This window comes from Blastococcus colisei (assembly GCF_006717095.1).
Lineage (GTDB): Bacteria > Actinomycetota > Actinomycetes > Mycobacteriales > Geodermatophilaceae > Blastococcus_B > Blastococcus_B colisei.
Window position 1 is genome coordinate 3296882 of record NZ_VFQE01000001.1, and the last position, 12597, is coordinate 3309478.

Annotated in this window: 8 protein-coding genes; 3 read left to right on the forward strand and 5 right to left on the reverse strand. The window is 68.9% G+C overall.

Features of this window, described 5'->3' with window-relative positions; translation table 11 throughout:
* The first annotated feature begins 18 nt into the window (after positions 1 to 18).
* Positions 19 to 576, forward strand: a complete 558-nt coding sequence (locus FHU33_RS15705; protein WP_142026170.1) for an RNA polymerase sigma factor — start codon at positions 19 to 21, stop codon at positions 574 to 576.
* Positions 573 to 1463 (forward strand): hypothetical protein, encoded by an 891-nt coding sequence (locus tag FHU33_RS15710; RefSeq protein WP_142026171.1) that lies wholly within the window; start codon positions 573 to 575, stop codon positions 1461 to 1463. The genes FHU33_RS15705 and FHU33_RS15710 overlap by 4 nt, the downstream gene beginning before the upstream one ends.
* A gap of 393 nt (positions 1464 to 1856) precedes the next feature.
* Here FHU33_RS15710 and FHU33_RS15720 read toward each other — a convergent pair whose 3' ends face one another.
* Together FHU33_RS15720 and FHU33_RS15725 are read right to left on the reverse strand one after the other, a co-directional pair.
* Positions 1857 to 2240 carry a helix-turn-helix domain-containing protein gene (locus FHU33_RS15720; RefSeq protein ID WP_142026173.1) on the reverse strand — a complete coding sequence of 128 codons (384 nt, stop codon included), beginning with the start codon at positions 2238 to 2240 and terminating at the stop codon, positions 1857 to 1859.
* Positions 2241 to 2429: 189 nt separating this feature from the next.
* A complete protein-coding gene (locus FHU33_RS15725) occupies positions 2430 to 2768 on the reverse strand; it encodes a hypothetical protein (protein WP_142026174.1) in 339 nt (112 codons plus the stop codon).
* 224 nt (positions 2769 to 2992) lie between these two features.
* Here FHU33_RS15725 and mobF point away from each other — a divergent pair, with 224 nt between their 5' ends.
* Complete coding sequence (mobF, locus tag FHU33_RS15730; RefSeq protein ID WP_246063948.1) at positions 2993 to 8596, forward strand: MobF family relaxase; 5604 nt, start codon at positions 2993 to 2995, stop codon at positions 8594 to 8596.
* 251 nt (positions 8597 to 8847) lie between these two features.
* Here the strand turns inward: mobF and FHU33_RS15735 are convergent, their stop codons facing one another.
* The 3 genes from FHU33_RS15735 to FHU33_RS15745 all read right to left on the reverse strand — a co-directional run bounded on the left by FHU33_RS15735 (position 8848) and on the right by FHU33_RS15745 (position 12523).
* Positions 8848 to 9837, reverse strand: coding sequence for a hypothetical protein (locus FHU33_RS15735; RefSeq protein ID WP_142026176.1), 990 nt, complete (start codon positions 9835 to 9837; stop codon positions 8848 to 8850).
* Positions 9838 to 9980: 143 nt separating this feature from the next.
* Entirely contained in the window at positions 9981 to 11549 is a 1569-nt protein-coding gene (locus tag FHU33_RS15740; protein ID WP_142026177.1) for an ATP-binding protein, read from the reverse strand.
* 281 nt (positions 11550 to 11830) lie between these two features.
* The gene (locus FHU33_RS15745; protein WP_246063690.1) at positions 11831 to 12523 is read right to left on the reverse strand and encodes a hypothetical protein; all 693 of its coding nucleotides are present in this window, start codon (positions 12521 to 12523) and stop codon (positions 11831 to 11833) included.
* Between the last annotated feature and the right edge of the window lie 74 nt (positions 12524 to 12597).

A 12597-nucleotide genomic window follows, 5' to 3' on the forward strand; every position in this document is an offset into this window, starting at 1 on the left:
TCGAGCCGGAGGTGCCGGATGTCAGTAGGGATGCCCTTCCCCGGGGTGCTGGCGGCCGCGCAGGCGGGCGCCTCCTGGGCGCTGGAGGTGCTCTATCGGGAGCTGGCGCCCTCCGTGACCGGCTACCTGCGGCTGCACGGCGCTCTGGAGCCGGATGACCTGGCCAGTGAGACGTTCATCGGGGTCTTCAACGGCCTGTCCTCGTTCGAGGGGGACGAGGCCGCGCTGCGCGCCTGGGTCTTCACCATCGCGCACCGCCGCCTGATTGACGACTGGCGGCGCAGGAGTCGCCGACCCGAGCTGGTCGACTGCGGTGAGGAGGTCCTGCGGGGCTCCGTCGGCGGCGACGCCGAGGATGACGCACTCGCGGTGCTGGGCTCAGGCGCCGTCCAAGAGATGTGTGCCGCCCTGCCCGCCGATCAGCGCACGGTCCTGCTGCTGCGCATCCTCGCCGACCTGTCCGTCGAGCAGGTCGCCTCCGTGATGGGCCGCTCCGCGGCAGCGGTCAAGGCGCTGCAGCGGCGAGGACTGGTCACCCTTCGGAGTGAGCTCGTGCAGGAGGTCGCGCCCCTATGAGCCGGTCCAGCGATGTCGGGGATGAGATGACCAACGACCAGTTCGACGAGGCTTTCGAGTGCTTCCTCGTGGGACGACCCGTCCCGGCAGAGGCCGCTCCGCTCGTGGCATTCGCCGAGACGGTCCGGAACAGCTCCGCCCGTCCCGGGCGGCCCAGCCCGCAGCTGGCCGAGCTGCTGGCGACCGGTCTTCTCACCGATCCCGTCGGCCCGTCGACGGGGACGACCCCCACTGCTCCGGAGTCCGCGCGCGCCGCGGCCCCCGGGCCATCCACAAGGAGACGCCGCACAATGTTCACCGTCCTCGCCGCCGCCGCGGCCAAGTTCGCCTCTGCCGGAGTCGCTGCCCAGGCCGCGACCGGCGTGGGACTTGCGCTAGTCAGCGTGACCGGTGCCGGAGCCGCCGGGGTCCTGCCCGCTTCCATCCAGGACGGTGTCGCAGAAGTGATCGAATCCGTCACCCCCTTCGACCTGCCCGAGGCAGCCGATCGTCCGGTTCTCCCCGAGCAGGCCACCGTGCCTCACCCCGACGAGACAAGGCGCACACCCGAGGACCTGCCCGGTCCTGGGGACGTCCCCACCAAGGAGCAGTTCGGTACGTCCGTCAGGGAGGACGCGCAGGACGGCGGTGTCGACGGTGCGCAGGTCAGCACTGACGCCCGCGAGACCCACCAGCCCGAGCAGCCGGCGACCCCGGGAACCCGGGCCGCCGAGCGTCCGTCCGAACAGCCGGCGACCCCGGAAACCCGGGCCGCCGAGCGTCCGGCCCAGCAGTCTGCGGCCCCCCCGGCGCCCGAGACCCCCGGGGCGCCCGAGCCCTCGAGCGGAGGATCCGCGCGGCAGGGTTCTGCGGACGGTCAGGCGCAGGGCAGCTCCGGCCGGCCCTGACCCCGACGGCACCAGTTCTGCATACCCGCCATCGAGACCTGCGACGTCGTGGGCATCCGCGCGATGCCCACGACGTCGCAAACTCAGTGCGCTGACCGCGCCCAGATCCATCCTTAGCTCGCGCAGCTGGCGGGACCAGGGCAGATCCTGCTGCTGTTCGCCGACCGCAACGAGCGGTCGTGCGGTACTCCGTGGGCAACACCGCCCAACCGATGGCGGTGTCCATCTCCACCTACGACACGCTGCCGCCCGCCGAGCAGCGGGCGCTGCCCCGCAGCGGACAAGGTGGCTGCAGCCCTCGACACGCGGTGCAGGTGCACGGCCAGCGAATGTCGCTGGCCGAGTACATCGAGCGCCTGGAGCAGCAGCGGAGCGCGGCCCGCCGATCGACTACTAGCTGGCAGGGATGCCGAGAGCGCGGGATATCCGGTTCAGTGCCGTCAGATCGTGCCGGTGGCCCCGGCCCTGCTCGATGCGCTGGCAAGTCATGATCGGCACACCCGCCAGCTCAGCCAGCTGCTGCAGGGACAGGCCGCGAGCCAAGCGCAGTACCCGCAGCGGTGGCCGGGCCGGGTCGACGTCGTACAGAACGACCGAGTCAACGCCGAGGGCGGCCGCCAGCCGCGGCACGTACCGCGCTTGCGGTGCGTGCGCGCCCCGCTCCCAGTCCCGTATACGGTCCGCCGAGCGCACGCCGGCCCGCTGGGCGAGGTCTTCGCGGGTCAACCCGGCGGCGAGCCGAGCCTGCCGCAGCCGATCGCCGGAGAAGTGCCCCACCGGCGCATCCTCGTACCGACCGTGGATTCATCACCACCGGTTCGTCACAGTCCTCGACCTCGCTGACGCTGCGCCTGGTCGGTCCAGGGCTTCCCGGTGGTGGCACCGCTGCCATGTCCACGGCCGCCCGAGTAGCACCGCTCGAGTCACCTCAGCAGCCCCTGTGTCACTCGGTCGGCTCCGGCGGCCTCAGGAAGTCAGCGTCGCGACCGGCTTCGCGGCAGCGGGCGATGGCCGGTTGGCCGCCTTCGTCAGCCGCCGGACCTCGGCGGTGTCCAGTTCCAGTAGCGCGGCCGCCCGCTCGGCCGGCACGCCCTCGGCGAGCAACCTGCGCAGCGTCTCGCCGAGCGCCGCCGTCGCCGCCGCCAAGGCCTGCTCGGCTTCGCTCCGCGCCTCCAGGGCCACGAGCGCCTCGGCCGTCGCCTCCTCGATCCGACGGTCGTGTTCATCGCGGGCGCCGTCCAGCGCCCGTCGTCGTTCCCGCGCCTTCGTCAGCGCCGCCGCCTGCCGACTCACCGTTCTGGCCACCGCTTCCTCCGCTCGTCCAGCTGACCGACCGCCGGATCGTCACACGGCCTCATGACACGGCTCCTGACCCGGGCGTCACCCCAGCAGCAGACCAGCACCCCGGAGCCGGCGTCACCCCACCCCCTCCGACCTGACACACCTCATGCATCACGGCCCGAACCGCCCCTGATCGAGGCGCCGCGGCGCCGGCCCGTGGCAGACGGGCTCGCGACTGTGGGGTCGTGATGACGCTGCACAAGCTCACCGCGGGGGACGGATACACGTATCTGACCCGCCAGGTGGCTGCGCACGACGCCACCACCCGCGGGTTCGACAACCTGGGCGCCTACTACAGCGAGAAGGGTGAGGCTCCGGGCGTCTGGATGGGACGCGGGCTTGCCGCCGTGCCCGATTTTCCGGTCGGTGATCGGGTCACCGAGGCGCAGATGGTCGCGCTGTTCGGGGAGGGGCGGCACCCGAACGCCGACCAGATCGAGCGCGATGCGCAGCTGGCCGGCAAGAACCCGCAGGAGGTCGATCAGGCCAGCCGCCTGGGCGCGCCCTACCGCATTCACGAGCAGGCGAACATGTTCCACCGCCGCTCGGCAGGGGCGTTCCGCGACCACAACACCGCGCTCGGCCTGCCCGCCGACACCCCCGTGCCGGCCGAGGAACGAGCCCGCATCCGCACCGAGCTGGCCTCGGCGATGTTCGTCGAGACCTACGGCCGCCCCCCGGCCGACGCCCGCGAGCTGTCCGGTCACCTGGCCCGCATCTCCCGCCAGGCCACCACCGCGGTCGCCGGGTACGACCTGACGTTCAGCCCTGTCAAGAGTGTGTCCACGCTGTGGGCGATCGCCCCGCAAGAGGTCGCGGCCGTCATCGAGCAGGCGCACGCCGACGCCGTGGCAGACACCCTGGCCTGGTTGGAGGACCACGCCGCCTACACCCGCACGGGCCGTAACGGAGTGGCGCAGGTGGAGGTACGCGGGCTGATCGCGGCGGCGTTCACCCACCGCGACTCGCGCGCCGGCGACCCGGATTTGCACACCCACGTGGCCGTCAGCAACAAGGTGCAGACCCGCGACGGGCGGTGGCTGGCGCTGGACGGTCGACTGCTCTACAAGAACAACGTCACCGCCTCCGAGCGGTACAACACCCGCCTGCAGGCCCTGCTCACCGAGCGGCTCGGCGTCTGCTTCGCCGGCCGCCCCGGCGCGGATCCGAACAAGCGGCCGGTGCGGGAGATCGTCGGCGTCGACGGCGAGCTGCCCCGGCTCTGGTCGTCGCGGCGAGCGTCGATCGATACCCGCCGCGCGGCGCTGTCGGCAGAGTTCCAGGCCGACCACGGGCGGCCGCCGACGCCGAAAGAGGCCGTGTCCCTGGCGCAGCGGGCCAATCTCGAGACCCGGCAGCGCAAGCACCAGCCCCGCTCCTACGCCGAGCAGCGCGCCGCCTGGCGCACCGAGGCGCTGGCGGTGCTGGGCGGGGAGAGCGGTCTGCGTGACTACCTCCACGAGGCACTCGCCCCCCGCCGCGGACCCCTGGCGAAGCTCCCGACGCGTAGGTGGCTGGACCAGACCGCCCAGCACGTGCTGTCGGCGGTGCAGAGCTCGCGTGCGACCTGGCAGGTGAACCACGTGCGCGCGGAGGCCGAGCGGCAGGCCCGCGCCGCCGCGATCCGGCTGACCGACCTCGACGGAGCCATCGACGCCGTCGTGGACAGGGCGCTGTCCCTGTCGACGCCGTTGGGCAGCCGCGAGCCGGTGACCGAGCCCCCGGCGCTGCGCCGCTCGGACGGCAGCTCCGTCTACACCGTGGCCGGCTCGACGCTGTACACCTCGACCGCGATCCTCGCCGCCGAGCGGGCCATCCTCGCCGCGGCCGGACGCCGCGACGGACGCGTGGTGCCGGCCGCGGCTGTCGACGTCGCGCTGCTGGAGTCCACCGCCAATCGGGTCGAACTCAACCCCGGCCAGGTGCAGCTCGTCCGCGAGCTGGCAATCTCCGGCGCCCGGGTGCAACTGGCACTGGCCCCGGCAGGCACCGGCAAGACCACCGCCCTTCGCGCGCTCGCTGCGGCGTGGCGGGCCGACGGCGGGAACGTGGTCGGCCTTGCTCCCTCGGCAGCTGCGGCGGCGGTGTTGGGTGAGGAAGTCGGCACCGACACCGACACTCTCGCCAAGCTGATCCACGCACTGGCCACCGGCAGCGCCGTCCCGACCTGGGTCGCCCGCATCGGCCCGGACAGCCTCGTGGTCATCGACGAAGCGGGCATGGCCAGCACTTCCGACCTGGCCCGGGCGATCGCGTTCGTCACCGAGGCCGGCGGGTCGGTCCGGCTGATCGGCGACGACCAGCAGCTGGCCGCGATCGGCGCCGGCGGAGTGCTGCGCGACATCGTCGCCACCCACGGTGCGGTCACCCTCTCGCAGGTACTGCGCTTCACCGACCCTGACACCGGCGCCCCCGACCACGCCGAAGGCGCCGCGTCCCTGGCGCTGCGCGACGGCGACCCGGCCGCCCTTGCCTACTACATCGATCACGGACGGGTGCACGTCGGCGATCTGGCCACGGTCACCGGTGACGCCTACACCGCCTGGTCGACCGACCGGGCCGCCGGGCGCGACGCCATCATGCTGGCGCCCACCCGCGAGCTGGTCGCCGAATTGAACACTCGCGCCCGCCGCGACCGCCTCGCCCAGCAGAACGACCCGGTCGGGCCTCAGGTCACCCTCGCCGATTCCTCGCAGGCCTCCGCCGGGGATGCGGTCATCACCCGCCGCAACGAGCGCACCCTTGCCATCAGCGCGACCGACTGGGTCAAGAACGGCGACCGGTTCACGGTCACCGCCGTCCGCGATACCGGCGCCCTCGACGTCGTCCACCAGCGCACCGGACGGCGCCTGACCCTGCCTGCCGATTACGTCACTGACCACGTCAGCCTCGGCTACGCCACCACCGTCCACGGGGCACAAGGCCTCACCGCCGACACCTGCTACACCGTCGCCACCGGCGAGGAGTCCCGCCAGCTGCTCTACGTCGCCCTGACCCGCGGCAGGCACGCCAACCACGTCTTCCTCACCACCGCCGGCGACGGCGACCCGCACAGCGTGATCACCCGCGACGCGCTGCTGCCGCCTACCGCCGTCGACGTCTTGACTCGTGTGCTCGCTCGCGACGGCGCCCCGACCTCGGCCACCAGCCAGGCCCGCGCGCTGGCCGATCCCGCCGCTCTGCTCTCTCACGCCGCAGATCGGTATTACGACGCGCTCAATGCCGCCGCGGAGGACCGCCTCGGGCTGGAGGCGCTCGAGGCCATCGACGCTGCCGCCGACGCCGCGATGCCGGGCCTGACCACGCAGGCTGCCTATCCCGTCCTGCGCGCGCACCTGGCGCTGTGTGCGGTCTCCGGCCGTGATCCCTCCGAAGTGCTCGGGCAGGCCCTGGCCTCGGGTCGAAGTGTGGACGACGCCCGCGATGTGGCCGCGGTCCTGGACTGGCGTATCGACCCCACCGGGCGACACTCGGCTGGGACCGGCCCCCTGCCGTGGCTGCCCGCCCTTCCGAAGACGCTCGGTGACGACCTCGAGTGGGGCCCCTACCTCGCCAACTCCGCCGACCAGGTCACCTCACCGGCCGGCGACGTCGCCGCCCGTGCGCGCACCTGGACCCCGAACAGCGCCCCTACGTGGGCGCTTCCGCTCATCGACCGCGATTCCCAGCTGGTCGCCGACCTCGCCGTCTGGCGCACCGCCCACGGCGTTGACGACACCGACCGGCGTCCCACCGGTCCGGCGCTGCCACGCACCGCCGACGCCCGAACCCAGCGGGCGCTCGACGACCGCGTCACGCGGCTGCTCGGCGATGGGCGCACGCTCACCGCACGATGGGCGCCGCTCGTCGACAGCATCGACCCACGCATCGCTGGCGACCCCTACTGGCCGATCCTGGCCGAACGGCTCGCCGTCGCCGACCGGGCCGGCATCGACATCACCGCGATTACCCACGCCGTGGCCGCCGAACGTCCCCTACCGGACGAGCAGCCCGCCGCCGCGCTGTGGTGGCGACTGTGTCGGCACCTCTCCCCCGCCGCGATGACCGCCAACGGTGGCTCCGTCTCCGAGACGCTGCGCCCGGAATGGACTCCAGTCCTGGCCGACGTCGTCGGCCCGGTAGCCGCCGAGCGGGTGGTCGCCGACCCTGCCTGGCCCGCGCTGGTTGCCGCCGTCACCGCCGCTCGCGGCGCCGGCTGGCAGCCCGACCAGGTGCTGTCCACGGCCCATGACCTGCTGCGCGCTGGTCATCCCGACGACGATCAACTGCGCCCGGACGAGCTGGCCACCGCCCTGGTGTGGCGGATCCGCGTGCTCACCGATCCGGCGTCTGCCGCAGGCACCCACGCACCGATGTCGCCGTCCGACCTCGATCTGCTGCCTACAGCCAACGGAGTTGCCGACGACGACTGGCTGGCCGGTCTTGTTGAACCCGACGACGCCGAAGTGCTCCATGGACAGCTGGACGGCGACGACCCGGCAGCTGCCGAGCACCCCGTCACGGGACTCGATAGCCGAGCCACCGACGCTCGCCGTCGAGCCGCAGCCGACCGGCCCGACGAGGGAGTTCGCGTTGACCGGCACCGCCTCCTGGAACTCAACCAGCAGGCCGCCGACTTCTTCACCGCTCACTTCCGCGACTCCTGGGCACCGGCCTACCTCACCGACCGGCTCGGCACCGACCTTGCCGACGACGAGCGGTTCACCCTGGGCTACGCACCCGTGGGCTGGACCGCGCTGACCAGTCACCTGCGCCACCTCGGCGCCACCGACGCCGAGATCGTCGCCGCCGGCCTCGGCAGCTACGCCTCCACCGGCCGGGTCATCGACCGCTTCCGCAACCGGCTTGTCTTCGCCATCCGCGACGGCGAAGAGATCCACGGCTGGATCGGCCGCCGAAACCCCGACCACGAGCAGGACGGGAACAACGCCGTCCCCAAGTACCTCAACACCGCGGTGACCGAGCTGTTCGCCAAGGGTCACGAGCTGTACGGCCTTAGCGAAGGAGCCGCTGCACTGGCCGCCGGCGCCGTCCCGGTCATCGTCGAAGGCCCCCTCGACGCGCTGGCAGTCACCCTCGCCGGCGACGGCGACTACGTCGGCATCGCCCCACTGGGCACTGCCTTCACCGACGCGCAGACCGAGGCGCTACGCCCATTCCTCGGCGATGGAAAGCGCGGGATCATCGTCGCCACCGACGCCGACCGTGCCGGACAGCAGGCCGCCCAGCGCATCTTCTGGCAACTCACCGCCCGTGGCGACGATCCCCGCCACCTCGCCATCCCGACCGGCAAGGACCCCGCCGAACTGCTGCAGACGGCCGGCGCCACCGCTCTGCGTCAGGCCCTCGCGGCCTCTCCCAGCCTGGCCAGCGCGCTCATCGATGCCCGCGTCGCCGTCTACGCCGACCGGCTGGACACCGTCGAAGGCCGGGTGTACGCCGCCCGCCGCGCCGCGGAGGTCATCGCCGCTGTCCCGTCAACGAGTTGGCCGGCGCACCTCACCCACGTCGTGGCCCGCACCGGTATCGCGCCCGACATCGCGCTGTCGGAAGTCCTCGACGCCGCTCGGACTCGGACAGAAGATGATCGGGTGCCGGCACGGACAGCGTCGCCCGGCCGGCTGCTCGAGCCGGCCACTGATCCGGCATTGGAGCCCCGCGTCCCCGTGATGTCCGCAGCGGAGACAGGGTCGAAAACTCTGGCCGACAGCGTGCAGGCGGCGCAGCGGGTTGCATCCGGGCGGCCACCTTTTCGCCCCCCAACTCGGCCGAGGCCACGCCAACGGTTCTGACGTCTGAGGATTTGGCTCGCAGCGCTCCTACCCCGATTAGGCAGCCTGCCCCCCTGAGGGCGGCTTCAGGGCAATGTGGCGAGCGCGCGGAGGCGTGGCCAGGAGAGAGCCGCTGCGCCGTCAGTGATGGGGGTATCAGCGCCGAGCGCACCCGCTATTACCGCTCGCAGCGGTGCCCGGACTTTGAACAACCGACGCTGCCGGCCGTGCCCGATCGTCGACCCCTTGCTTCGCCGGATTTGGGGCTACGCTCAACGGAACGTTTGGCGGATAACGCCAACCCAGATGCTCACAGTCTCCTCGTCGCGAGACTTCAGTAGTCTCATGTGAGAGAGCCTATTCCGGACTGGAAGAACCTGCTCCCTAAACTTTTGCCAGATGTGCGAGGCGACGCCTAAGCCACCTATTCGCGTAGACGTAATGACGTCGAGCAGTTCTGACAGTGTCAGCCACTCAAGCGGGTCGCGCAATTCGCGAACGCTCACGGCTGACAGGCTTGAGTCCAGTTGTGCTCGCTTGAGTACTTCGGTCGCCAAGCCGCCGACAGCGGCGACCCTCCAGCGTTCCCCTTCTGACTGGGAGACGTGCCGCCGCAGAGCTGACCGCATCGTACGTTCAATGAACCACAGTCCACTGCTGACCGCTGCAAGCTCGGCGGGAGCGTCGGTTAGAGTGCCGAGAAGATGAGCTACTGCCGCCTTAATCTCGGCCAGAGACCGGCGATTAGCCAATTCGATGCCGCCATCGGACGAAACGACTATGAGACCAGCCCCGCGTAAGGCCTCCGTCTCGCGAATTGACAAGAAAGAGAGGCCGTTCGATGAGCGTGGGTCTATCTCGAACAGACAGTGGTCGAGGGCGCTCAGCACCCCAGTCCCCAACTCGCCGAGTACCTTTTCCATGAGATCGCCGTCTTGCTCCCCGAACGACGCCTCCGGGAGGTGCCATAGCGGGGCCCGCTCTTCTGTACCGCTAAGCTCACTCTCGTCGAGGAAATCAAGTAGAGCGAGTGATGCGTCCTCCAGCAGCGAACTGCCGGGCACACTTCCAAAAGCGACGCGTGGGGCGGTCGACACAAGGCAAACCCGGTGCCCATTGTCTAATAGACGCAACGAGCGTTCGCGGAGCGCACTCAGTCGGTCACTGCCGTTGGCGGCGAGGGATAGCGATTCTACATTACAGATTGCAATCGTGGAGGGCGGCTGCTCGTCGAACCCCGCCAGGACCTCCTCAACACTCACGACCGTGTCCGCGATTAGTTCCAGAAGATCACTGCGCAGTACGCGGAAGCTTGAGCCTAGCTGCAGAAAGACAAGTCGATGCCGGGCTAAGCTAGCCTCCAGCCGCCCCGCGCGTCGCTGCAATACAGCCTTGAGCGCCTCGCTCATACAAGGCTCAGGACGGTTGTCGTCTCGTACCCTCTCCCGTCCTCCTGGATCAAACCTAGGTTGATCAAGTGCTGAAGAGCCAGCGGATACTCGTTGGCGAGGTCGTCGAAGGCTTCAGGTTCATCCTGTAAAGCGTCTAGCAGTATCCCTTCGATGGGATAATAGCGCCTGACATGATTCAGCATTTCACTAAGGTTGCCAGCCACGGAGCGCTTCCATGAGCCGAGTGCACGAAGCACGTCGCCGCGGGTCACCCTTCGCTGAAATACGTCTACCGGCAGCGTTTGAACTACGTTGGACGCGAGGCTGCGATACAGGAAGGCGTGACCGCCCGTAGCTTCAAAAAAGGCCTGCAGTGCACCTTGCTCGATCTCGATCCCCATTCTACCGCCCAGGGAGACGGCCAGTTCATCCGCCTCGCCTCGATCAAATGGAGAAAGATAGTGAGTCTTGGCCCAGCTGAAGAGCGGATTTGGGCGCCCGTACAATCTCCCACTCTCAACTATGGCACTAGTTAGACCCGACACCACAAAAGTAAAATTCCCGTTTTCTTGAACTAGGCTCCGGAGCACTCCCAGGAACTGTGCGATGCTAGGCATCGCCCCCTCTTCTATGTCGATGCGATCCGAGGGCGTGAGGTATTCGATCTCATCTAGCATGAGCACTACGTCAACTTCCCGGAGGGCTAGTGAGCGCAAAGTCGACTGCACGGCTCGCCGGAACTCCGAGAGGTCTGCGTCCCTCGACAACTGGCGCAGACCTGTGACATCGAAGTGTCGTATGCCCAATTGGTCAATGAGGTCCGCCACGAGATCCCGAATGAGGCCTGGGATCGGATCCTCGGGAGGAGATGGCAGACTTTCCAAGTCCCGCAGGATAATCATCCGCTTTGAATCTTGCATGGTTTCGGCGAGCTGAGTCAAAACGCTCGTCTTCCCAGCTTTTCGCAACCCAAAGAGCCCAGCCACTCGTCGAGACGTGACGTCATCTCTCAAGCTGCGCAACAACTGCCGCCTACCGAAGAAGCTATCGCCTCGGACCGGAGTCGACTCGTAAAACAGGTCTCGTGCGTAGATGTAATCCCGAAGAACGGAAATCAGTGAAACTGGCGAGCTGCTTGTAGCATTCGCTAGGGGGATGGCCAGGACCCGCCCTCCCTGTGACCAGTCGTCCAGCTTCTGCCGCGCTCGCGGATCGGGTGACCATATGAAAATGATGTCGGGCGTTATGTCTCGACGAGCCATCTTTATTGCCGTCTTGGCCGCTTCGAATTCCCTGATTTGGAGGTCGGCGTACGGACTGTAGAAGAACATGACCTCGCGCGTCAGCCCGAAGGCCAACTCGATTGCGCCCGAGAACCTGACCAGAGCCCAATGACAGTCGCGCAGCCCATTCACTTCAGATCTCTGGGTGTACACCATCTGAGAGCCGAGCTGTTCGAGTATAAGGCGGTGATCCTCGACGATCGGGAATTGTCGTTCGAGCCGGCGAAGAGCTTCGTGCAGTTTTGGATTCGAGGTTGGCCTCACCGCACCGGCGGTCCAACCACTTGATGGGTGAGTCACTTTTCATCCTCTTGTGGTGGGGCCGACCCAGATACAATAGTCCGGTTCGGCTTCGGTTGAAGCTGGCGTCAGCCCGGGTGATCGGTTATGTGTGTTCGAGGACTTCGGTGCGGCCATCGTAAGCATGGGTCAGCGCGAACCACGGATTAAGCGTGAGGGGAGTGAACGAAAGACTCGTCGAGTCTGGAATCGCGTCCCATCACAAGGTCGCCGAAGGTTCGGACAGTTCCCTGCAGCGCCGACCTCCGCCGCTCGGCCACAGTCGCAGCCGTAGGGCAACCCTAGGGCCGGCTGGCCAACAGGCTGGCAACGGTGCTGGTTGCCTGCAGGTACTGACCCAGTTGGGGATCGAGACGGGCGGCGACGCCAATTAGGTCGGCCAGTCGTCCGGCGACGTCGGTGGTCAGCAGGGGTTCATGGTGGGCCACGCGGTTACGCAGATCGTGCAGGCGGCCGACCGGACCGTCGACATGGACGGCGCGGTCGGTGCCGGACGGGAAGGCGCGGTGCAGCGCGGGCACCCACAGGGTCTTCTCGTGCGCCGCGGAGCTGAGGTAGCGCCAGAAGCCGAACATGAGCTCGGCGACGATCTTTCCTGGCGGGGCGGTCCGGCCGCCGGCGTTGGCGATCGCATGGCGCAGGCTGTCCCGGGGCTTGTCGTTGACGTCGACGCGGCGTCGTCCGCGCGTGCGGTAGACCGGAGCGAAGACGGCGTTTGCAGCCAGCGTCCAGTGCGGAGGCCCCGGCCAGCGGGCGGACAGGGCGACGTCGTAGGCGTTGCGCAGCCCGACCTCCACGTGCGCCAGGTCGTGGAGCAGCGCGTCGCTGAGTTGGGCGTTCCACTCGTACAGAGCTAACGCCCGGTCTCGGTCCGCGCTCGCAGCGGTTAGGTAGACCGCGAATCGCGGGGCACTGAGCCAGGCCTCCACCCAGCGACCGGCCGGCGGGAAGGCCGGTGGCGTCGGCGTTGTCATCGGGTTGCATCCTGGCGTACAGTGATCGTGAAAGCCCCGGTGGACCGCTGACCTCTGGTCATGTCGCCGGGGCT